The following is a 22,030-nucleotide window of genomic DNA, read 5'->3' as shown; positions in this document are numbered from 1 at the left end:
GCGTATATCGCGATGAAGATCACTGATCGTCTTGTTCCACGGGATCGTTATCACGTTACTGGCATCGACCCCGTCAAGCCTGGCGTCGTCGAGCAGCCGTCGCAGCAGGACGATACGTTCACGCAGGCTGTCAGTGAAGCCCGGCAGCGTGGCTCAAACCGCCCGGCGTGGACTGAGCGTCTCGAAGCGCTCGCGCGCCCGGAGGCCAGTGACCCCGCCAGCTACACTAACTTTCGCAGCATTGAGCTGCTCCAACACGTAGCCGACAGCGTTCTACCTTCGCTGGATGTTGATGATGAGATCATGGCGTTGGCGGAGGAGGTGATCGGTGAAGAGCTTGATTGGCGGCAAGCATGGGAAGGCCGGATGAGTGAAGCAGTCGCGCTGCCGCTGGACAACATCGCCGACCAGGAGAGCGTGCCATGAGCGATACCGCTGATCGCGATGCCGTCGACCTACTGCATTTGATGGGACACCTCTATCTCAAAAGTGGTCAGGTACAGCGCGGATTGGTATTGCTGCTTATCGCGACACGCATGGCACCGAATCACACCGGCGTGCTGCAGGCGCTGTGCCAGGGGTTCCTTGCCAGCGGCAACGGTCAGCGTGCGCTCAATGTGCTCGACCGGCTCGAGGCCGCCGGTCAACAGGATAACGCCATGCAACTCTTGCGCAGCCGCGCCCACTGGATTAACGGCGAACGTGATACCGCTCGTCGCCTATGGCGAGAGTATCTCGAGCGGCGGCGTCACCCGGAATCCCGGCAGGGAGAGCCCGTTACATGAATAAGCTCCTCGGCCGTCTCAATACCCTGGCTCGTCAGGCGTCCCAGCGCAGTGACGTGATCATCGCCGTTTTCATGGTGCTTGCAGTAGTGATGATGATCATCCCGCTGCCGACGGCAATGGTCGACACCCTGATTGGTATCAATATCGGTTTCAGCCTTCTGATTCTAGTGGTGGCGTTCTATATCTCGCATCCGGTGGAATTCTCCTCGCTGCCGCCGATCATTCTGCTTGCCACACTGTTCCGGTTGGCGCTGTCGATCTCTACTACCCGACTGATTCTACTAGAGGGTGACGCTGGCCAGATCGTTTCCGCCTTTGGCAATTTCGTTATCGCCGGCGAAGTGGTCATCGGCATGGTGGTCTTCCTGATCATTACGGTGGCCCAGTTTCTGGTGATTACCAAGGGCTCGGAGCGCGTAGCGGAAGTGGCGGCGCGTTTTACTCTTGATGCCATGCCCGGCAAGCAGATGAGCATCGACAACGACATGAGAAACGGCGACATCGAACCCGCTGAAGCCCGTCGCAGACGCTCGCTGCTGGAGAGCGAGAGCCAGCTCTACGGTGCCATGGATGGGGCGATGAAGTTTGTTAAGGGCGATGCCATTGCTGGTTTGGTGATTCTGTTCGTCAATCTTATCGGTGGGCTGTCGATCGGCATGCTCAAGCACGACATGCCCTTCGGCACGGCGGTGGAAACCTATTCGCTGTTGACCGTCGGCGACGGCCTGATCGCACTGATCCCTGCATTACTGATTTCGGTTGGCGCGGGTACCGTGGTGACCCGCGTTAGCTCCGATAACGCCAGCGATTTGGGCAGTGAGATTGTCGGCCAGCTTGGCAGCAACGCCAAGGCACTTGGTTTGACGTCGGCGGTGCTGTTCTGCGCGGCCTTCGTGCCGGGCTTCCCATCGACCGTCTTTCTGACGTTGTCAGCACTGCTGGGCTTAGCTGCCTTTTTCCTGCATCGCCGTCGCCAGACGGCCGATGCCGAGACGGAGCAAGCAGCGCAGTCCGAAGTCATCTCAGCGCCCCCAGCCGCGGAGATCAACGCCGTGAATGAGGCGATGAACGAAGCACCACCGCCCAATGCCGCCGACGATCCACGCCAGTACCGCGTGATGCTCTGCCTGGCTGCAGGGCTTGTCGATAAGTTATCACTCGACTTACTACGTGAAAGCGTTCAGGCCACCCGCGAAGGTGTTGAACGCGATCTGGGAATTGCCATTCCTCAGGTCGGACTACGCCTGGAACCCGCCCTCAGCGACCAGCGCTTCGCCATTGAGCTGGATGAAGTGCCGGTGCTCAACGGTGAACTACCAGACTCTTCAGTACTGCTCGACGACGATGCCGATGTTTTGGAATTGCTTGAGTTGACCGCCTTCACGCAACCAGCGCTCGTTGGCCGCGGCAGTTGGCAATGGCTTCCTGATGAGGCGACTTCAGCGCTGACGGAAGCCGGGATTCGCTATCGCACGCTGGATCAGGTGCTGGAGCGCTGTCTTGAGCGCACGCTAACGCGTTACGCCGGGGAGTTCGTGGGGATTCAAGAGGCGCGTGCCCTGCTTTACAAGATGGAAACACACTATGCCGAGCTGGTGACCGAGGCCGTTCGGGTGGTATCGCTACAGAAAATCGCCGAGATTTTACGTCGCTTGGTCAGTGAGGGCGTTCCGGTTCGAGCCATGCGCACTATTCTTGAAGCCATAGTGGCCTGGGGGCCGCAAGAGTCGAGCAGCGCTCGGCTGAGCGACCGCATACGCCTTGCCATGGCGCGGCAGATCAGTCACCGCCATGCCCGCAGCGATCGGGTTCTGCCTGCCTGGATCGCGACCCGACCGTTGGAAGAGGCCCTGCGTACCGCCCAGCGAAATAGTGAGAACCAGCCCGTCCGTAGCGGCATGCCGGCACCGCTTTCGCGGGCCTTGAACGGCTGGTTCCAGCAGCAACTTGAGGCGCTCGATAGCGACCTTCAGCCAGTGGTGGTGGCGGCCAGCGACGTGCGCGCGGCGCTACAGCAGTGGCTAAAACAGCACGATATCGACCTGCCTGTCATGGCCTGGCAAGAGATCGCACCGGAGTTCAGCCTGCAAGCAATCGCTCAGATACGCCTGCCCAAACCGATCCCACGCCGGGAATCGGAGGCAACCGCCAAGCTGTAACACGCTTGCGAAACAATGACGCCGTGTGTCGATGATTCAACACCCATGCAAATCGCTACAACAGGGATGAAGAATAACCGTGATCAGCATAAAACCCGTCGATAGAAATCCTCCTCAGGCTCTCCGGAATTCGACGCTTTGGGTATGGGCGTTACTGCTGTGGTTCGCGGTAATTCCTGCCAGCGCTGACGTTTCCGTGGACGCTTCCGGAGGTGCGATGACGCTGGAGACCGGGCAGGGGCGTATCCTGCGCTTCGACCAGGACGTTGCGTCGGTGTTCGTCGCTAACCCTGAAGTTGCCGATGTGCAGGTGGTTTCTTCCGGCGTCATCTATCTCTTCGGCAAACAGGCCGGCGACACTAATTTGATTGCGCTGGGGGCCGACGAGCAGAGCCAAGCCTCGTTGCGGCTGCAGATTCGCGACGATAATGCGTTGGCTTCTCAGGCGCTACGGGATATCGACGGTGACAGCCAGATCCACTTGCGTATGGCTGGCAACCAACTGGTGGCTGAGGGCAGCAGCCCCACGGTCGAGAGCGCCATGGCCACGCAATCGACCCTTGATGCCCAAGCGCCGGCCGGCGGTAGCATCAACCGCTCGACTTACGACGGCGCCACTCAGATCAACATTCGGGTGCGCTTCGCCGAAGTCGCCCGGGATGAACTGCTCAGCTATGGAGTCAGTTGGAATACGCTGATCAACAACGGCTCGTTCTCTTTCGGTGTGCTCACCAGCAATATCGCCCCCAATCCTATCGGTGGGGGTACCGATAGCATCGACGGTTTACTCCAGGCGCTACAGCAGAACAATCTGCTGCAGATCCTCGCCGAACCCAACATCACCACCGTCTCAGGGCAGACGGCGAGCTTCCTTGCTGGCGGCGAGATTCCTATACCGGTACCGGTTAACAGCGAACTGGTGGGTATCGAGTACAAACAGTTCGGTGTCTCGCTGCTGAGCACGCCAACGCTACTGCCTAACGGCCGCATCTCGATGGAAGTCCGCCCCGAAGTCAGCAGCATTGCCAGCGATAGTGTCCGTATTGGTGGCTATGACGTTCCGTCGCTTCAAGTTCGGCGCGCCGATACCGTAGTCGAGGTGGGTAGCGGGCAGACCTTTGCTATCGCCGGCCTGTTTCAACGCCAGGCGAGCAACCAGATCGAACGAATCCCGCTCCTCGGTGATATGCCGATTCTGGGCAATCTATTTCGATCACGACGTTTTCAGCGTAACGAGACCGAGCTGGTCATCCTGATCACCCCCTATCTGGTGGCGCCATCCTCCGCGCCGGTACCCAGAATGCCGCTGGATCGGGCACAGGTCAGCCGTAATCCCCAACTCGAAGATGACCCATTCGGATTCTATCTGCAATGAGTAGAGGCAACGTTTGCATGTCGCAGCTATTTACCTATTGGACGCGTACGGCTTCACGCCTTGGGCTCTGTTTGGTGGCGTTGCTGCTGGCCGGCTGCCAGTCCTCGATGGGGCCGATGGGCTGGGATACCGGGTACCGTCAAGTGACGACTGCCGCGGCGACTAACGCCCCCCATGAAGCAACGATCATGCCGCGTCTCTGCCAGGCTGGGCCTGACGATGCAGAGCGAGTCGGGCTGCCACCCGGCTGCGCCAACGACTTCAATCTGCAGCAGATGATCGTTGAGCCACAAGATTTGGTAAGGGGAAGAGCAATGGGGCCCGCCATGGGGGCGCCGGTAGCAGATGCCGCGAATGAGTATCTAAACGGCCGCGAACGTGCCAACCAGCGTCGTTCGCTATTGGAGCAGGAAGCGCGCAATGCCATGGGCACCAACGCCACTACCAGTGATCTGTGACGGTATTAGTTAGAGGCTGATGCCAACCCGAGTGCCCGGGCGCGAGCGGCGGCATCGGGCAGCGTTGCTATGTGCTCGGCACTGGCTATCAGGGAAAGGCGGTTGGCCGCTGATAGGTCGGGGATATCGACTTGCTGTGCCTCATCGCTACGCCCGGCCAGTACCAGCACAAGAATCAGGTTGCGGAAATGGCGTTCCTCTGCCAGCGGGGAGCCCGTAATGCGCTGCATGTTCGCGATGGCCTGGGTATTTTCGCCGGCTAACGCTTCGGCTAGCGCCAGGTTGGCCTGAGCGTCGAGATCACGCGGCTCGAGCGCTACGGCGTTAGCAAACGCACTGGCCGCTCGGGCGGGCTGACCGGCCAGCGCTTGGGCGGCGCCAAGACGGCTCCAGGCTGCCACGCTGTCCAATTCGGGCGCCGCCAGGGAAAGGTTGCGCAGGGCGCTTTCCGGTTGACCTAGGCGCAGTTGGGCCGTCCCGAGGCCGAGTAATGCTGGCGCGAAGTGGATGTCTTCGGCAAGCGCGGCACGAAACGCCTCAGCGGCTGCCTGGGGCTCGCCACTGGCAAGCAGTGCATTGCCCAGGCGAACCTGAATATCTGCGGAGGGGCCGTTCTGCTCCAGGGCGCGCTCGTACATCGCGGCGGCGGTCGCATGGTCGCCTTGCTGATCGACATCTTTGGCCAAGTTTAGCAGGCGACCTTCATCGATCTCGACAGGCGTCGCAGCGCAGGCTGACAGTAGCAGGCTCAGTATCAGGCTTGGCCCGGCGACGAACGCAGGTCGGCTCATGCTGGGCAAAAACGTACAAAATTCCTTCATCCGTGACTCAGTCCAGAGGGTTAGGAAATGAAAATCAGTGTACCGGAGAAACCAGGCTTGGGGCAGCAGGGATATGGATGAAGCGTGATGCGTGTTTACCCCAGAAGGGCAAAAACTCAAAAAGACAGATTGCCGGTCACTCAACTGTCATCGGGGGGTGGGTAGGATGATGGCAGATAGGTGGAAGCACCCCTGGCTGGGCCATCTTGTGATGCTGGTGCTTGGTTGTTGTTTGCCAGACAGCCCCACGCTGGCCGCCGAGGCGCCTTGGGCGGATCGTGAATATCGCTACATTGTTATTGAGCAAAGCGTGCGTGATGTGTTGCAGGAGTTTGGTCGCAACCTGTCCCTGCCCGTTGAGGTCAGCGACGCGGTGGATGGCGAGGTGCGTGGTGATATCCGCGCCAGCACCGCTGGCGAGTTCCTCGAACAGGTCTGCGAATCCAATGGCCTGGGATGGTTTTACGATGGCTACGTACTGCATGTCGCCGCCCGACAGGAGCTGAGCCGCCGGAGGTTTGAACTCACGGATGTCGATGTACCACGCCTGCGCGCGGAGATTACCCAGGCACAGGTCGGCAAGCCGTTGAGCGCAATGATTAATGCAGAGCACGGCAGTCTTGAAGTGATGGGGCCACCCGCCTGGATAGCGGACATAGCCCAACGGGTCGAAGCGTTGCGCCAGCCGAGTGCGCCGTCGATCCCCGCTGAAGTTAAGGTCTTTCGAGGCAGTGTGGCCCAGCCGCCTGGCTCGTGAGTGAGCAAGCGATGAAACCCACAGGAGGCAGTCCATGGCTATCGATCCCGTAAGCAGTAGTAACCCGGCAACAGAGTCGCTCCCCGATTCCCAGGCTTTCGACGACGCCGTCGATAACGCGAAGCTGCAGGAAACAATGGTAGAGGGAATGGTCAAGGTCGGCGGGCAGATGATTCTGATGCCGATGATGAACAATATTCTCAAGGAAGCACAGTCCGACGAGTAATGACGAGGGCGCGACCCCAACCGCGGTGTTCGCGCCTTTCTCATTCTATGCGACGGGCTATTCCGACGAGGTGAATGATGACTCCCGTGACACCACCGGGCAGCGGTGCGCTAACTCCGACACCCATGCCAGAGGTTAGCGCCGATACGTTGGCATCACAGAATATTTTCGAACATATGACACAGCAAGCCGGTTCATCTTTATCGGGGGCCAGCCCCAGTGAGCTGGGGTCAAGTCTGCTCAACAACCTTGATGGCTTTATTGACCGAGTCAATAACTTCGCTCAGCAGGCTAAGACTCCCGATGTGCAAACACCTGATCGTTTAGCTCAGGTGATGCCCCAGAGCGTGCCCGACGCTGGCGACACGCCACCCGCCTTGGGGGATGACAAGCTGGCGCAAGTCGTCGAATCGCTGGGGCGTGTTTTTGATCACTCCATCGAAACCACCATGATCGTTCGCGGCGCCACTCAGGTTTCGGGGTCGGCGAATACCTTGCTAAAAGGCCAATGACACTTGCACTTTAATAAACAATTCGACGGCAAGCAGCAAGTGTCACAACGCAGGTGGCGTAACGCCCTGCGGGGCATGGTGTTTCTGGTAATGGCGCTGCTGCTTCAGGCCTGCGACACCGATCTCTACACTAACCTCGACGAGCGCGAGGCGAATATCATCGTGGCAACGCTGGCCCGCAACGGCATACCTGCCGCACGTCAGGCACAGGACGAAGGCCAAATGACCGTCACGGTCAGTGAGGAGCGCTTCGCCGAGGCGGTAGAGATACTCGATCGTGCCGGGCTGCCGGAACAGAAATTCGCCAATATGGGCGATATTTTCCAGGGTAACGGGCTGGTGTCGTCTCCTGTGCAGGAACGCGCTCAGATGATCTTTGCGTTGAGCCAGGAGCTCTCGCAAACCGTGTCGCAGATCGACGGCGTACTCTCGGCGCGGGTTCATGTTGTGCTGCCGGACAATGATTTGCTGCAGCAGAACAGTACTCCGTCTTCGGCCTCGGTCTTCGTGCGCTACATTCCATCGCTTGAGATCGCCCCCCTGATTCCACAGATCAAGACGCTGGTAGCCAATGGTATTGCTGGCCTCTCCTACGACAAGGTCTCGGTGGTGCCCGTCGTCTCTGCTATTCCCGAGGAAATGGACACGCTGCCGCAGCCGATGATGGGCTCATTTCTGGGTGTCGCGATGCCAGCGTCCAGCGTTTCCCGTATCGGCTGGATCATCGGTCTGCTGAGCGTTGCGGTGATCGGACTTGCCGGTGCGGTGTGCTGGTTGGTCTGGCGTCAGCGTCGCCAGCGTCCCTATTCATTGACGACAGCGCCATGAGACAGCTCCATGAATAGTGCCTCTAAACGTGCTAGCGAATCGACCGCACCGGGCTCTGATATCGAGACTGATATCGAACCACCGGTACGGGTTGCTCTCGACCACTGGGTTGACTGCCTGGACGGCATTGCCGCCGACGCGGTGCTGCGCCGTTGGTGCACTCAGCCGCGCTTTCGCCAGCGCTTGCTTGCCCGCCTGCAGCGCCGTCATCAACTCACCTCTATCGCGGAACAGCCGCTAATGGATGCCGCCGACCAGGTGCTATGCCAACTGGACAGCGATGATTTTACCGCCTGCGCCCGTGCCGCTGGAGTGATCATTCACGCCAATGCCTTTGTACGCGAAATTCATGCACCGCGAGTTGCGGCACTCAAACAGCGTTTCGGCGCTGAGCTCTATTCCCTGGCGCTTACCCACCGTGACCACGCCAGTACCGAAGCCTGCGCTGAGGATGATCTCGACGCGCTGGAGGCCGCCGTCGAGAACGATGGTCGACGCTGCCTGGAGCGATGGTGGCAAGCGCAAACGGTGGAACTTCGAGACTGGCTAAGGTTGGGTTGGGCTGACCAGTTCGAGTTGCCTGAAACGATCGTGGCGGACGCCGCTGCTGTTGATATTGCCCGCTTGGCCGCTACACACGGCCTCTTCCAAGCCGACGATGAAGAGCGAGCAGGGATATGAGTTCACTGCCACCCCGCCCTGGGAAGATCATCCTGCGCGCAGAGGAGGCCAACGCTTGGGTCGATGGCTACGCTTTTCTCGAGCGGGCGCGTCAGCGAGCCGATGAACAAGAAACCCTCATTCTTCGTGCCCGCGAAGAGGGCCATGCCGAAGGCTTCGAAGCCGGTCGCCGCGATGGTGAAGCCCGCGCCGCTGAGCTGCTGGCCAGCACCCAGCGTGACGTCAAACGTTATCTCGACGGGCTCGGCCCCGAGCTAGCCGAACTGTCGCTGACTCTGGTACGGCGTATTCTCGGCGAGTTCGACGATGTAGAACTCATCACTCGCTGCGTACGCCATGCCCTGAGCGAGTGGCGCCATGAACACCTTATCCGTATTCGTGTTGCACCGCCGCTAGAGGCGCGAGTCGCCGAGTCTCTCGCCGCGTATTCGCCCGCGACGACTGACTATCAGGTCGAGGCCGACGCTCAATTGGCGCCAGGTCAGTGTTTGCTGGTGAGCCCCATCGCGGTTATGGACATCGGCCTGGAAGCGCAGCTCGAGGCACTGCGGCGTGCCTTGCGGGATGATTGGGAGGGTGCATGAGCGCGAATGCGTTCGGGGATCTGCTGCCGCGGCTCGGCGAACGTTTTGCCCTAGCCCAAACTCGCCCCGTCAATGGCCGGGTACGCCGCATTCGCGGTTTGTTGGTTTACGCTAGCCTCGAAGGTGCTGGCATTGGCGAGCTTTGCTACCTGCGCGATCCCGTCAGCGGTCGCCGTGTCGCCGCGGAGGTGATCGGCTTCGAAGAGGAGAACGTCGTGCTCTCGCCGATTGGCGAGCTCCAGGGGTTGTCGACCCGCAGTGAAGTAATTGCCACTGGCAGTGCCCAGGGTGTGGCCGTGGGTGATGCCCTGCTCGGTCGCGTCATCAGTCCGCTCGGCGACTGGCTTGATGGTCGCGCTGCACCAGCGCCCGGCTCACTGCGCCATTACCCCGTCCATGCCGAGCCCCCCGCGCCGCTGTCCCGCCAGTTGATTGAGCAGCCGCTGGCACTCGGGGTACGTGCTATCGATGGTCTCAATACCGTTGCCCGCGGCCAGCGCGTCGGACTGTTTGGCGAAGCCGGCGTCGGTAAGTCATCACTACTTTCGGCCATCGTCCGTGGCAGTAGTGCAGAGATCGTGGTACTGGGGCTGGTGGGCGAGCGCGGTCGGGAAGTCCGCGAGTTGCTTGATGTGCAGCTGGGTGCCGACGCGCGCCAGCGCACGGTATGCGTCGTGTCCACGTCTGATCGACCGGCGATCGAGCGCGCCCGTGCTGCCATGGTGGCGACCAGCGTGGCGGAGTATTTCCGTGATCAGGGGCGCGATGTGCTGTTGTTGGTCGACAGTCTTACCCGCTTCGCCCGCGCCCAGCGCGAGATCGGACTGGCTGCCGGTGAACCGCCGACGCGTCGTGGTTACCCGCCTTCACTGTTTGCGGCGCTGCCCCGTTTACTCGAACGCGCCGGGCCCGGTGGCGCGTCGGGAGGCACCATTACGGCAATCTATACGGTATTGACCGAGGGCGATGGCATGCTGGATCCGGTGGCCGAGGAGGCCCGGGCCATTCTTGACGGTCACATCGTTCTGAGCGCCGATCTCGCCCGCCGTGACCACTTTCCAGCCATTGATATCCTCGCCAGCCGCAGCCGCTTGATGGAAAACGTTGCCAACGCCGAGCATCGCCGTGATGCCGGCAAAATGCGTGAGTTGATGGCGCGTTATCGCGATGTCGAGCTGCTACTGCAAGTGGGCGAGTACCGGGAAGGTAGCGACGCCGCCACGGATGAGGCGATTCATAAACGTGCTGAGGTTGAGGCGTTCCTACGCCAATCCCGTGACGACCACAGCGCCTTTGAAGACACCTTGAAACAGTTAAGGGAGGTCGTCCAATGACGTCGCAACGTCAGCTTGACCGGCTGATGCAGCTTCGGCGCCAGCGTACGCGTCTCGCCGAGGAAGCCCTGGCGGCAGAGCAACGCAACTGTCGGGAGTTCGAGGCTCACTGCCAGACACTCGGGCAGGCCCTGGAGCACCACCAATACCAAGCAGTTCAGCGCGAGCAGGCGCTGTTCGAACAGGGTGAACAACGACCGCTGAACGCCGAGGATCTGGCCGGTTGGCAGCAAACACTTGCCGACGATGCCGCCCACCAGGAGGCATTGCTTGAGCAGCAGGCAAGCAGCATCCAGACCCAGCGGGCCGCTGAGCGAGAGCGCGAATACCGCGCTACGGAATGGGCGTACCGGTTACGCGCCCAGCGTGCGCTGGAGCAACTCCAGACTTGTCAGGGGCAGGCGCGGGCGGTCAAGGCCGAGCATCTGGCCGAACTGGAGATGGAAGAGAGCCGGATCGGCCGGGCAGGTGAAGTATGACTGCCTTCAGCTCAACCGTTCGCGCGGAAGTGACGCCAGTGCCGCTAACCCTGACGCACTATGATGCCGAAACGCTAACCCTGCATAACGCGCTGCATCGTTCTCGACAGCCGCTGACTTTCGGTTGGCATGGGCGTTCTGCCAGCTTGTACCTGATGCCGGAAGCGGCGGAGGTCACCGCTGACATGACCGTCGCGGTATGCCTCGGCAACGAGCAACTGGCCTTGAGCGCCAGTTGGCGGACATTCGACCATCTCAGTGAGCACCCTGATCGCAGGCGCTCTATGGAGGACGTCGATGCGGAGCTGGCCGCGATGTGGCTGGAGGCGGTGTGGTTGGCGTGGCTTGAACCGCTGGAGGCGACACTGGGTGTCGATATCCGTGTGCAGCCCGCCGACCTGCATGGGCGAACGGCAAACCCGATCCACATCACTCTGGCCTTCGAGCTCGACGGCGATGTTCATCCGCTGCGTGTGGGGCTCTCGGCCGCTACTGCCAAACACTTGCTGCCCCTGTTTGATCGCTATTTCCCCACGCAGCCCGCGATGGCGAGCAGCGTAATGGTGATGTTGAGCCTAATGGCCGGAGCCCAGACATTGACCCTGGGGGAGTGGCGCAGCCTTCGCCCAGGCGATGTGGTTATGCTCGAGTCATTCGCCACTAGCGACGATCCCAATGGCGCAACGTTGAACGTTGGCGACCGGTTTAGCGTCGGCGTCAGCTTAAGCGCCGATAGCGTGTGCCTTAAAGGCCCGCTGACCTCTCTTACCTCTTCCCAAGCGTCGAACCCACCATTCGAGAACCTCATGAGCGAACCCCCCGTGGATAACCCAAACCTGGATGATCTGCCCGTCCGCCTGACTTGTGAAATGGGCAAACTGGAGATGTCGCTCGGCGAGCTGCGCGCGTTGGGCGAAGGCAGCGTACTGCCGATGCAGCGTCGACCTGAGCAGGCGGTTGACCTAATCGTCAACGGCCGCTGCATGGGGCATGGCCGCCTGGTGATGATCGGTGACAGCATCGGGGTGCAGATCGAGAGGCTCGCGCTCGATGAAGGGCACGCCGGGGATGAGTGAATTTCAGCCTAACTTGATCGCCATCATCATTGTCGTTGCGACCATCGGCCTGGTGCCATTGGCGGTGGTGACCATGACGGGCTTTCTCAAAATTGCCGTGGTGCTGTTCTTGATCCGTAACGCCCTCGGCGTGCAGCAGACGCCGCCTAACCTGGTGCTCTATGGCATTGCCTTGATTCTTACCGTCTACATCACCACGCCGCTGGTCGGCGATATGCTTCATCAGTTCGAGCAGCGACCCGCAGGGATGGGCAGTGTCGAGGAGATCAAACAAACCGGCGAGGCGCTGCGTGGGCCCTTGCAGGATTACCTTTCTCGCTATGCCAGCGAACGCGAGCGGGCTTTTTTCATTGATGCGACCCGTACGCTATGGTCGGAGGAAGCCCGCAGCGACCTTCAGGACGACGACTTAGTGGTGCTTATTCCTGCCTTCGTGAGCTCGGAGTTGACCCGTGCTTTCGAGATCGGTTTTTTGCTCTATATCCCGTTTCTGGTGATCGACTTGATCGTCTCCAATGTGCTGATGGCAATGGGCATGATGATGGTCTCACCCACGTTAATATCAACTCCTCTCAAGATATTTCTGTTCGTTGCCGTGGACGGCTGGTCACGGCTAATGCACGGCTTGATTCTTAGCTATGGTGGAGGCTGAGATGAACGACGATATCTTTCTCTCACTGATGCAGAACGCGCTGTGGACGGCGCTACTGGTGTCGGCGCCGGCGCTACTGGTGGCGATTATGGTCGGGTTCGGGGTCGGTCTACTGCAGGCGTTGACGCAGATTCAGGATCAGACACTGCCGCAAGCCGTCAAGCTGGTTGCCGTACTGCTGGTGCTGATCATCGCCGGGCCGCTACTGGCCGGGCCCGTCGTCAACATCACCGATCAGGTGTTGAACAACTTTCCAGCCTGGTCTCGTTGAGCCGGGCCGGCGTCGCTTATGCATTACGACGACTTCGCCCGCTTCCTAACCGATTTCGCCTATCCAATGATCGCGGCGGCAGCGGTCGGCGTGGCACGGGCGCTAGGCATGGTGCTGGTCACGCCAGCGTTTAATCGCCTGGGGCTGACCGGCATGATCCGTTCGGCAGTGGCGGTGACGATCTCGATTCCGCTGATGGTGCCGTTATTCGATGCCATGGTGAATGCTGAACAGCTATCAAGCTTCACCCTTACCGGCATGGTCATCAAGGAGTTGCTGATTGGCGTCGTCATCGGGCTGGTCTTTGGTGTTCCGTTCTGGGCCGCGGAAGTAGCTGGCGAACTGATCGATTTACAGCGCGGCTCAACCATGGCGCAGATACTCGATCCCATGGGCTCGACTGAATCCGGCGTTACCGCAACGTTGCTGACCGTGACTTTGCTAGCGCTGTTCTTCATTACCGGCGGCTTCATGCTGCTACTTGATGGCTTTTATCGCAGCTACTCGTTGTGGCCGGCGGTGAATTTCACGCCACTGATGACCAAAGCATCGGCGATGGCGCTACTTGGCCTGCTCGACCAGGTGATGCAGATTGGTGTGTTGATGATAGCGCCGCTGGTCATCGCGCTTCTGGTCGCAGATTTGATGCTCGCCTACCTCGCGCGTATGGCGCCCAACCTACACGTCTTTGACCTGTCACTCCCTATCAAGAACCTGTTGTTTGCATTCTTAATGCTGGTCTACGTCATTTTTCTGATCCCCTTTATGCTGGAGCACCTCGATGCCGCCAATCTCTATATGGAACGCCTGGAAGCCATATTGGGCGCTATGGTGGGAACGCGGTAACAACAGGGGACGCGGGGTACTTTGAAAAGAGGGTATCAAAGCAGCATCACAAAGTTGCCATTAGAGTGTCACGCAGTCTCTTCAGACTGGTTTTCCGTCAGTGAAATTGGGCTTCTCGTTGCCTGCCCCATCAGCTTGCGCTAACCGTGGAGGAGTATTCGATGCGTGTCGATCCAAAAACCAACCCCAAAGCAACACCGTTGACCAGCGCCTTTGGAAATTTTGGCTTTGTCCTCGACCTGGCAAAAAAGGCGGAAGCGGGCAAAGATACTGTGGAAGCGGGCAAAACGCCGTTGATGCCGGGCAGCCAGGATTATGAGGACACGCTGAATTCACTGGCAGTGGATATGGCGGATGGCATCGATATCGACAACCGCAAGGTGTCCGCCCTGAAGGGAGACGCTGCGGATAAGTTCGAGGCGCTGGTCACCGCCGAGCTCAATGCGCAGCGCGCCGATGGCAAAAGCGCTGATCTGTCCAAGGCGATCGACAGCGCCAAGGACGCGCTGTTTGACCGCATCGGGCATGCCCTGGACAACGCAGATCGAAACGCCGACAAGGGCCTTGATGTCTTCGAGGGTTACTGGAAGCGCCATGGTGGTGAAGAGGCTGCGATCAACGCGGGCTATGACGCCTATGATGACTTTCTGGCCGATACCACGCTGACCGACAACCCTAGCTACGAAGATAACCTCAACGCTCTTGCTTCCGGGTTGGCCGGCGGCACGCTGACCGATCAGCGCAAGATACTGCACCTTGACTCCTCCGATACACTGTCCCAGCTCTATAAGAATCTGATCAAGAGCAAGCTGGACGAAGGCGCCACTACTGAGGAAGCGTTGAGTCAGGTCAATGATGAGCTGCGCGACCGTCTCGAAAACGCTGGTGGCAAGAGTGTGGTCAATGTCTTCGATGGCTACTTCAAACGTCACGGCGGGGAAGAGGATACTGAAGAGTTGGCCGAAGAGACTTACCTGGCCAATCGCGACGAAGACGACATCGCCTACGACGATACTCTAAATTCGCTCGCCAGCGATATGGCTGAAGGCATCGACATCGACAACCGCAAGGTGCGACCGCTGACAGGAGACGCCAGCGATCAGTTCAGCCAACTGGTGGAGTACCAGCTTAACCAGCAGCGTGAGCGCGGCGATGCCCCGGATCTACAGGCAGCCATCGACGATGCCAAGGATGCCCTCTTTGACCGTACCGGCAACGCGCTGACCGATGCCGATAAGGACAGCAAGGACGGGCTCGATGTGCTCAATGGTTACTGGGAGCGTCATGGTGGCAAGGATGCTGCCACCTCCGCTGGCTTCGAGGCCTACGACGACTTTCTCGCCGACACCACCGTGACGGATAACCCGAGTTATGAGGATAACCTCAACGCACTGGCCTCTGGCTTGGCGGGCAGCACGCTGACGGGTTCGCGCCAGATTCTGCATATCGAAAGCTCCGAAACGTTGTCGCAGCTCTATCAGAACCTGATCGACAGCAAGATGAGCGACGGTGCCTCCCTCGAGGACGCCACTGCCCAGGTTAACGATGACCTGCGCGAGCGGATCAGGCACGCTGCCGGAGACGACGGCAAGGCGGTTCAGAATATCTTCGACGGTTATTGGTCGAGGCACGGTGGGGAGACCAACACCCAGCGCCTCGCCGACAATGCGGAGCTGGACACAGCCCGGCGCGATCACGATCTACCGGCCTTCAGCGATGTCGATATTCAGTCGATGGAAACCAGCGAGACAGATCCGGACGACAGCTCACGCAAGCTGACCGTCAGCGAGCTGACCTGGCAGAACCTGATCGAAAAGTGGAAGACGGGGATAGAGGACGGCAGTATCGATAAAAACGATGAGCGCGCCCAGTTCTACCGTGCGCTGCGAGCCCAGGGCGCGCTTGAAAACGGCCTGGATCTGGTCGGTCTCGATATGTCGGAAGGCTTGAGTCTTGACAACGTCACCGGCGAGGATCTCTCATCCATCATCGACGGCGAGAAGCTCGATGAAAGCCTCGGCGAGCTATTCGCCTCCGAGGCGGTGCAGGAGGATTACCAGGCGACCCAGGCAGACGCGATCGACAAAGTCGCCAATAAGGACGCGATCGCTTCGCAGCTGGAGGAGACCGCCTTCAGCGAGGAGTACATCAACTACATCAACGACCTGCGCGAGAGCGGTCAGGGGGAACTCGCCGAGCAGGATATCTCGCGAACCTACAATGCACTCTCGGCGATGTTCCCGGCAACGGAAGAGAGTGACAAGGCAGCCGAGTTCGCCCAGAGCCTGCAGCTCGACTCGATGATCACCGATCTTGATGATCTGATTGCCAATCCTGATCAAATCAATGATGCCAACACCGCGACGGCCACGCAGGATGTGGTCAAGATGGTATTGACCGCGCTCAAGCGTGCCGGTGTCGATATTCCGCGGCGCACGGCGGAGACGATCGACAAGTTTGTTAACGAGTTTCTTGACGATAAGCAAACTGCTAAGAACTTCGGTAAGGCGCTGCAGGAGCTCGGGGATCGCTTCCAGAAAAATGGTTCGATCACCCAGTCGGACATCGATGGCCTGCTGAAGAACGGTGTCTACAAGGCGCTCAACGAACAGACCAACGGCGGCATGATGGCGCTGATTGGCACGCTCAACAGCAACGGCGCGTTGGGCACGACCGGCGGGCTGATCTCGCTCGCCTCGGGCATCTATCAGCTCGCAGGCGGCGCCAGCAAGCTGGCGGACAGCCACGAGGCGCGAATGGCCGTGGCCAAGGAGTTCATCAGCTTTCTGGGTGCCAGTCAGCACTTCGTCAACCTCGGCAGCAACATCTGGGACAAGGCCAAGGGCACCAACGTCAATACCATGCTGGGGCTCGACAAGACGCTGCCGCAGATATGGGCCGACGACAAGGTCAAGGGCAAGGCGCCCGCTCCTGATGCCCACACCTGGGAGCGTTTCAGCGAGAACTTCCAGCAGATCATCGACGATGCCCCGGTAGGTGATCAGAAGGCACTGGCCAAGAAGCTGGATATTTCCTATGAAGACGCTAAGAAGATAGTCGAGGGCGCCCAGAACGGATACGCCAAGAATCCGGCTCTGCCCGATGCCACGACGACGACCCGCACCGTCAGCTCTTTCCTGCGTGTGCTGGATGGCGCTGCCAACTCCGCCACTGGTGCGCTGGACATTGCCCTCGGCGGGCTGATGATCAAGCGCGGCGTGGACAGTGGCGACGGCGCTACCATCGGTCAGGGCGCCGTCACCGTCGCGGCGGGTGCCTTCGGCCTTGCCGGTGGAGCGTCATCGCTGGCGGCGCTCAAGGGCATTGCCGTCGCCCGTGCCGTCACCGGGCCGCTGTTCTGGATATCCGCCGGTCTGACGGTGGCGACGCTGCCATTCACTATTGTCCAGGATATCAAGCGCACCAACGCGCTGGAGGGGCATAAGGCTGACCTCAAGGAGCTTTTCTCGTCGCTCGATGAGGATGGCCTACTGACCAAAGACGGCCTGACCCGTTATGAGTTTCTCGAAGCGTACGTCCGGAGCTACGGTCAGCGCGATGCGCCGGACGACGAGAGCATTTTCGACTACCGCAGCGACGAGTATGAGTTCTACGTAGAGGAAGGCCATCTACCTGACTCGACCTGGGACGATTTCGAGCACGAAGATTACGCAGGTGATGGCAACAATCTCGATACGCAAATGGATAAAGGCTCGACAGTAGGTTCATAGGGTCACAGCAGCGGCATGAGCCAACAGCCCTCTGAAGAGAAATCGCTGCCGCCATCGTCGAAAAAACTTCGCGATGCGCGCAAGAAAGGCCAGGTCGCCAAGAGTGCTGACCTGGTCACCGCGATGGTGATGTTGGCCTGCACGCTTTATATCGCTATCAGCGTGAATGACATCATTGCTCGTGTGCAGGGGTTGATCGACTCAACCGCACGACTCTATACCGAGCCGTTCGATACGCTGTGGCCGCAGTTGATGACCCAGGCAGGCGAAGTACTACTGCTCTCGGTGTCGCCGCTGGTCGGCCTAACGCTGTTGGTGATCGTGCTGACCAACATTGTGGTATTGCAGGGTTTTGTATTCTCCACCGAACCGGTTCAGCCTAAGCCGGAGAATATTGATCCGGTTCAGGGGGTCAAGCGCATCTTTTCGGTACGCGGGCTGGTCGAGTTTCTTAAGTCACTGTTCAAGATGGTGGCATTGGCCGTCGCGCTGGTGATTGTCTATCGCCTGGGCCTACAGTCGCTGATGGAGTCCTCACGCTGCGGCTACCCCTGCGTTCAAGGTACTTTTCTCGCCTTACTCCAGCCGCTGGTCATCACTGCACTGATTGCCTTCTTACTGGTTGGTGCTTTCGATGTGCTGCTCCAACGCTGGCTATTCGAGCGCGACCAGCGCATGACAAAGACCGAACAGAAGCGTGAGCGCAAGGATCAGGAAGGCGATCCGACAATGAATCAGGCGCGCCGCAAACAGCGGCGCGAAATGCATGAGCTGAACGCCAAGATCGGTGTTCAGTATAGCTCGCTGATGATCGGCACCGCAGACGGTTGGCTGGTCGGCATTCGCTACATTCGCGGCGAAACGCCAGTGCCGTTGGTGACCTGCAAGGCCTCACCCGATCAGGCCGCTAGCTTGTTGGCAAGTGCTGCGCCTCGCCGAGTCCCGAGAGTCGCCGACCCGAGGCTGGCCGAACTCATCGCCAAACGCGCTGGCAATGGCGATCCGGTTCCTGATGGTACCTTTCAGGCGGTCGCCGATATGCTGGTGGCGGCCAAGCTGATTTAGCCATCACTCGGTTGCAATCGTTTGCCATGCCACATGATTCATACGAATGACATTAAACCGAGCAACAATAAACAGGCTGTCCAACCAAACCTCTGCTTGGGAGATATCCGATGTCTACTACAGTGTCACCTACAAGCGTAAACGCCCCCACTCAAAAAACCTCCACCTCATCCTTCGACGACCAGTTGAATATTGCCAAATCCAGTCAGGTTCTAGTGGATTATTTGAAGCAGCAGGGCAAGTCGGCGATCAATGCCGATGAGCTCGCTCAGCTTGCCAACAATTCGTCAGGCAGTGTCCCTGCTGAAGTTTCGGCAGCTGCCTCCTATATGACGCGCCACACCAGTGTTTATACGGCCATCGAGACTCATGATGTCCAGGGTCAAGATGGCCTTTCTGGCGTCTGGAATTTCGAGTGGGCGGCAGACGGTGGCCTCGAAGGCACATCGGTAGAGGCGATGGCGAACATGCAGGATGTCTTTGATCGTGCGATCGCTAAGTCTGCAGAAATTACCAAGTTGACCACAGAGAGCAAAACTGGATTGGATGCCACCAAACAGCGTCCGAGCAACTGAGTTTGCTTGCACGATGAACAACTAGACGCATTAAATCGTTTGTCGAGTGGCGGATAATAAAGGCCTAGGCCTAATAAACCATCGGCGACGTAGCTGCATAAAAAAGCTCTGGTGGGTATACAGTCCTGGTAGGTATAAACCTAGCGGGTATATAGAATACCGTTAGTGATGCTTACCCTGTTCCTGGAGCTGCCTTGGATAGATTCGAAGAGATGCGCGTGTTTGCAGCGGTGGCGCAACTGGAAAGCTTTGCGGACGCCGCACGGCAGCTTGCGCTGTCGCCGCCTCGGGTTACCCGGGCGGTGGCAGCGCTTGAGGCGCGCTTGGGCGTTGCCTTGTTACAGCGCACCACAAGGCAGGTGCGCGTGACGGAGGCGGGGCGCCGGTATCTGGAGGATGCCCAGCAGGTGCTTGCTCAGCTTGTGGAGGCCGAGGCCGCTGCGACCGGCAGTTACCTTACCCCACGTGGCCTGTTGCAGGTGACCGCGCCGGTGCTGTTCGGCGAGTACTTCGTTACCCCGCAGATCGTCGATTATCTGGAGCAATACCCTGACGTGCAGGTGCGCGCTGAACTGATCGATCGACCGGTCAACCTGCAGGAGGAGGGCATCGATGTGGCGGTGCGCATCGGCCATGTGCCCCAGGATTGTCAGCACTTGACCGTGCCAGTCGGTGAGGTGCGGCAGGTAGTTTGTGCAAGCCCCGCGTGGCTGGCCGAGCACAATGAGCCAACGCACCCGCAAGAACTGGAAGCATTGCCTACCGTGGTGGCCGAAGGCGGCAACTTGAGCGGCCACTGGTGGTTCGAGGAGGAGGGCAAACGCATTGAAGTAACGCCCTCGCCACGGCTGCGCATCAGCGCTATTCATGCGGCGTTAACGGCGGTCGAGGCAGGTGCCGGGCTTACTCGGCTGCTGTCTTACCAGGTGGCTGCCAGTGAAGCCGAAGGTCGAGTACGGCGCGTGTTAACGCGTTTCGAACCAGTGGCCATTCCCATCAATATCTGGGTGACAGCGGGCCGTGGGCGTGCCGCCAGTGTGCGTACCTTCGTTGATTTTCTTGCCGAGCGGCTACGTGCCGACCCGGCGCTCGCCTACCGCAGTTAACCATGGCACTCTCCCCTGAATCACCGCTACGCTTTGAGGCCTTAAAGGCGCTTTCCGCCGTTGCCAGGCACGGCAGCGTGCAAGCCGCGGCTGAAGCGTGCAGCCAGTCGGCGGCGAAGCTCCACCGTCTGCTGCGTGCTCAGGAGCAGCATCTGGGGGTTGCTTTGGTCACTACCTCTGCCAGAGGCAGCACGTTGACGGCGGCGGGCGAGCGATTGCGCGCCTACGCCGATACGCTGATCCACGCAGTCTCCGACGCCGACACCAGTGCGCGCCAGGAGCACCGCGAGCTCAACGGCACGCTACGTTTGCAGGCGCCCCAGGCGTTGATGGAGCTACTGCTGGTGCCGTTAGTGTTGCGGCTGCAAGAGCAGCATCCTGCGCTGAAGATCTGCCTGCTGGCTGATGAATATCCCATCCGTATAGAAAGCGATGCACCGGCGCACCTACGTCTGATGCGTGGGCCGCTGCCTGCCTCCGCTTATGCCAGGCCCCTGGGTGATTTGCGCGTTGGTCTGTTTGCTAGCCCCCGTTACTTGGACAAGACCGGGCGCCCCGGTAGCCTGCAAGGCTTGGCCCGTCATGCGCTTATTCACTGCTCCAGTGAAGGACAAGCGCCTGTCTGGCGCTTGGCTGAAGACTACCCGCTCCGTTTTGAGCCCAGGCTTGCCATCAGTACCAGTGCTGCTGCGCTGCGGGCTGCCATTGGAGGTGCGGGTGTCGTGTGTTGCTACCAACTGCAGGCGCGTCGCGCCTGCGAGCAGGGGCTGCTTGAACCCGTTGCTGAACCCCTTTGGCCTGCGGGACACCCTCTGGCGCTCACCTATACCCTTGGCATCCGGGCGCCTGCCAGCGTTATGGCCTTCCTGGAACTGGCAACACCCTGGTTGCGAACGCAGTTGGTCGGCTGATTATTTCATTCAGCGCAATTTTGTATTGTTCAGTATCGCTATTCTTGCACTCCTTGATTTGGCGCAGGATGGGTGATGTCGCTTAACACCTGTGACGTTCATCTATCGAGGCGCTCACTCAAGGAGATAATTACATGCCACACGCTATCAAGGTTTACCGCCACGCTCTTTCCGGCCACTGCCATCGCATTGAGCTGATGCTTTCGCTGCTCGGTTTGCCTGCCACTTTTATCGATGTCGATCTTGCCGCGGGCGAACACAAAGCGTCGCCTTTCCTGAACCTGAACGCCTTCGCGCAGGTGCCGGTGCTCGATGACCAAGGGGTTATCCTGGCGGATTCCAATGCCATTCCGGTCTATCTGGAACGCCGCTATGGTTCTGGGCAGGGTGCTGGTCGCTGGCTACCGGACGACCCGTTGATTCAAGCCCAAGTGCAACGCTGGCTGTCCGTGGCGGCAGGGCCTTTGGCGAACTCCGCGATGAAGGCCAGGCTGGTGACGGTCTTTAATGCCCCTTTCGACCCTGAACCGCTGATTGCCGATGCCCATGAGCTGTTCGCGATTGTCGATGCCCACTTGGCGCATCAGCCCTTCCTGGCGGGTGAGCACGCCACGCTGGCGGAGATTTCGCTCTACAGCTACATCGCCCATGCGCCTGAAGGGAATGTCTCGCTGGAACCCTACCCGCATATCCGCACCTGGCTGCAGCGTATCGAGGCGCTGGAAGGGTTTGTACCCATGAAGGTGACCAAGGTGGGGCTGGTGCGCTAGGCCAGCCGATGCAGCATTTCAAATC

General features: G+C 59.6%; 24 protein-coding genes. 23 read left to right on the top strand and 1 reads right to left on the bottom strand.

Features of this window, described 5'->3' with window-relative positions; all coding sequences use genetic code 11:
* The first annotated feature begins 12 nt into the window (after positions 1 to 12).
* The 5 genes from RO22_RS19100 to RO22_RS23910 all read left to right on the top strand — a co-directional run bounded on the left by RO22_RS19100 (position 13) and on the right by RO22_RS23910 (position 4,780).
* Positions 13 to 426 carry a hypothetical protein gene (locus RO22_RS19100; protein ID WP_041159093.1) on the top strand — a complete coding sequence of 138 codons (414 nt, stop codon included), beginning with the start codon at positions 13 to 15 and terminating at the stop codon, positions 424 to 426.
* On the top strand, positions 423 to 785 hold the full coding sequence (locus RO22_RS19095) for a tetratricopeptide repeat protein (protein ID WP_052475707.1): 363 nt from the start codon (positions 423 to 425) through the stop codon (positions 783 to 785). Before RO22_RS19100 ends, RO22_RS19095 begins: the two co-directional genes overlap by 4 nt.
* Positions 782 to 2,947, top strand: a complete 2,166-nt coding sequence (gene sctV / locus RO22_RS19090) for a type III secretion system export apparatus subunit SctV (protein WP_041159092.1) — start codon at positions 782 to 784, stop codon at positions 2,945 to 2,947. Before RO22_RS19095 ends, sctV begins: the two co-directional genes overlap by 4 nt.
* 79 nt (positions 2,948 to 3,026) lie before the next feature.
* Positions 3,027 to 4,322, top strand: coding sequence for a type II and III secretion system protein family protein (locus RO22_RS19085; protein WP_052475706.1), 1,296 nt, complete (start codon positions 3,027 to 3,029; stop codon positions 4,320 to 4,322).
* A gap of 17 nt (positions 4,323 to 4,339) precedes the next feature.
* Positions 4,340 to 4,780: a hypothetical protein gene (locus tag RO22_RS23910; protein ID WP_051051799.1), complete on the top strand. Its 441-nt coding sequence runs from the start codon at positions 4,340 to 4,342 to the stop codon at positions 4,778 to 4,780.
* Positions 4,781 to 4,785: 5 nt separating this feature from the next.
* On the opposite strand, the gene RO22_RS19075 is transcribed toward RO22_RS23910, so the two are convergent.
* Positions 4,786 to 5,601 (bottom strand): tetratricopeptide repeat protein, encoded by an 816-nt coding sequence (locus RO22_RS19075; RefSeq protein WP_052475705.1) that lies wholly within the window; start codon positions 5,599 to 5,601, stop codon positions 4,786 to 4,788.
* Between the two features lie 166 nt (positions 5,602 to 5,767).
* On the opposite strand from RO22_RS19075, the gene RO22_RS19070 reads away from it, so the two are divergent.
* The 18 genes from RO22_RS19070 to RO22_RS18985 all read left to right on the top strand — a co-directional run bounded on the left by RO22_RS19070 (position 5,768) and on the right by RO22_RS18985 (position 22,005).
* Positions 5,768 to 6,358 carry a hypothetical protein gene (locus tag RO22_RS19070; RefSeq protein WP_052475704.1) on the top strand — a complete coding sequence of 197 codons (591 nt, stop codon included), beginning with the start codon at positions 5,768 to 5,770 and terminating at the stop codon, positions 6,356 to 6,358.
* A 34-nt stretch (positions 6,359 to 6,392) separates the two neighbouring features.
* Complete coding sequence (locus RO22_RS19065) at positions 6,393 to 6,584, top strand: hypothetical protein (protein WP_035537911.1); 192 nt, start codon at positions 6,393 to 6,395, stop codon at positions 6,582 to 6,584.
* Between the two features lie 74 nt (positions 6,585 to 6,658).
* On the top strand, positions 6,659 to 7,096 hold the full coding sequence (locus RO22_RS19060; RefSeq protein WP_200890270.1) for a hypothetical protein: 438 nt from the start codon (positions 6,659 to 6,661) through the stop codon (positions 7,094 to 7,096).
* Positions 7,097 to 7,135: 39 nt separating this feature from the next.
* The gene (gene sctJ / locus RO22_RS19055; RefSeq protein WP_235270532.1) at positions 7,136 to 7,924 is read left to right on the top strand and encodes a type III secretion system inner membrane ring lipoprotein SctJ; all 789 of its coding nucleotides are present in this window, start codon (positions 7,136 to 7,138) and stop codon (positions 7,922 to 7,924) included.
* Positions 7,925 to 7,933: 9 nt separating this feature from the next.
* Positions 7,934 to 8,605, top strand: coding sequence for a hypothetical protein (locus RO22_RS19050; RefSeq protein ID WP_041159089.1), 672 nt, complete (start codon positions 7,934 to 7,936; stop codon positions 8,603 to 8,605).
* Complete coding sequence (sctL, locus tag RO22_RS19045) at positions 8,602 to 9,189, top strand: type III secretion system stator protein SctL (RefSeq protein WP_027958378.1); 588 nt, start codon at positions 8,602 to 8,604, stop codon at positions 9,187 to 9,189. Before RO22_RS19050 ends, sctL begins: the two co-directional genes overlap by 4 nt.
* Positions 9,186 to 10,523 (top strand): FliI/YscN family ATPase, encoded by a 1,338-nt coding sequence (locus RO22_RS19040; protein WP_027958377.1) that lies wholly within the window; start codon positions 9,186 to 9,188, stop codon positions 10,521 to 10,523. Before sctL ends, RO22_RS19040 begins: the two co-directional genes overlap by 4 nt.
* Positions 10,520 to 11,002, top strand: coding sequence for a hypothetical protein (locus RO22_RS19035; RefSeq protein ID WP_041159088.1), 483 nt, complete (start codon positions 10,520 to 10,522; stop codon positions 11,000 to 11,002). Before RO22_RS19040 ends, RO22_RS19035 begins: the two co-directional genes overlap by 4 nt.
* Positions 10,999 to 12,078 (top strand): type III secretion system cytoplasmic ring protein SctQ, encoded by a 1,080-nt coding sequence (sctQ, locus tag RO22_RS19030; RefSeq protein ID WP_027958375.1) that lies wholly within the window; start codon positions 10,999 to 11,001, stop codon positions 12,076 to 12,078. Before RO22_RS19035 ends, sctQ begins: the two co-directional genes overlap by 4 nt.
* Positions 12,071 to 12,730: a type III secretion system export apparatus subunit SctR gene (gene sctR / locus RO22_RS19025; protein ID WP_041159087.1), complete on the top strand. Its 660-nt coding sequence runs from the start codon at positions 12,071 to 12,073 to the stop codon at positions 12,728 to 12,730. Before sctQ ends, sctR begins: the two co-directional genes overlap by 8 nt.
* Before the next feature lies 1 nt (position 12,731).
* Positions 12,732 to 13,001: an EscS/YscS/HrcS family type III secretion system export apparatus protein gene (locus RO22_RS19020; protein WP_027958373.1), complete on the top strand. Its 270-nt coding sequence runs from the start codon at positions 12,732 to 12,734 to the stop codon at positions 12,999 to 13,001.
* Between the two features lie 18 nt (positions 13,002 to 13,019).
* Positions 13,020 to 13,847 carry a type III secretion system export apparatus subunit SctT gene (gene sctT, locus RO22_RS19015; RefSeq protein ID WP_009286087.1) on the top strand — a complete coding sequence of 276 codons (828 nt, stop codon included), beginning with the start codon at positions 13,020 to 13,022 and terminating at the stop codon, positions 13,845 to 13,847.
* 161 nt (positions 13,848 to 14,008) lie between these two features.
* Complete coding sequence (locus RO22_RS19010) at positions 14,009 to 17,578, top strand: hypothetical protein (protein ID WP_041159086.1); 3,570 nt, start codon at positions 14,009 to 14,011, stop codon at positions 17,576 to 17,578.
* A gap of 15 nt (positions 17,579 to 17,593) precedes the next feature.
* Positions 17,594 to 18,643, top strand: a complete 1,050-nt coding sequence (locus RO22_RS19005) for an EscU/YscU/HrcU family type III secretion system export apparatus switch protein (RefSeq protein ID WP_041159085.1) — start codon at positions 17,594 to 17,596, stop codon at positions 18,641 to 18,643.
* 110 nt (positions 18,644 to 18,753) lie between these two features.
* The gene (locus RO22_RS19000) at positions 18,754 to 19,218 is read left to right on the top strand and encodes a hypothetical protein (protein ID WP_027958370.1); all 465 of its coding nucleotides are present in this window, start codon (positions 18,754 to 18,756) and stop codon (positions 19,216 to 19,218) included.
* 194 nt (positions 19,219 to 19,412) lie between these two features.
* Positions 19,413 to 20,324 carry a LysR family transcriptional regulator gene (locus RO22_RS18995; RefSeq protein WP_009286084.1) on the top strand — a complete coding sequence of 304 codons (912 nt, stop codon included), beginning with the start codon at positions 19,413 to 19,415 and terminating at the stop codon, positions 20,322 to 20,324.
* 2 nt (positions 20,325 to 20,326) lie between these two features.
* Positions 20,327 to 21,235, top strand: coding sequence for a LysR family transcriptional regulator (locus RO22_RS18990; RefSeq protein WP_041159084.1), 909 nt, complete (start codon positions 20,327 to 20,329; stop codon positions 21,233 to 21,235).
* A 134-nt stretch (positions 21,236 to 21,369) separates the two neighbouring features.
* Positions 21,370 to 22,005 (top strand): glutathione S-transferase family protein, encoded by a 636-nt coding sequence (locus RO22_RS18985; protein ID WP_041159083.1) that lies wholly within the window; start codon positions 21,370 to 21,372, stop codon positions 22,003 to 22,005.
* The last annotated feature ends 25 nt before the right edge of the window (positions 22,006 to 22,030 follow it).

Source organism: Halomonas sp. KHS3, from assembly GCF_000830495.1.
Taxonomy (GTDB): Bacteria; Pseudomonadota; Gammaproteobacteria; order Pseudomonadales; family Halomonadaceae; genus Vreelandella; species Vreelandella titanicae.
Note: the sequence above shows the minus strand (reverse complement) of the source record. Positions and strands in the feature narration are given on the sequence as shown.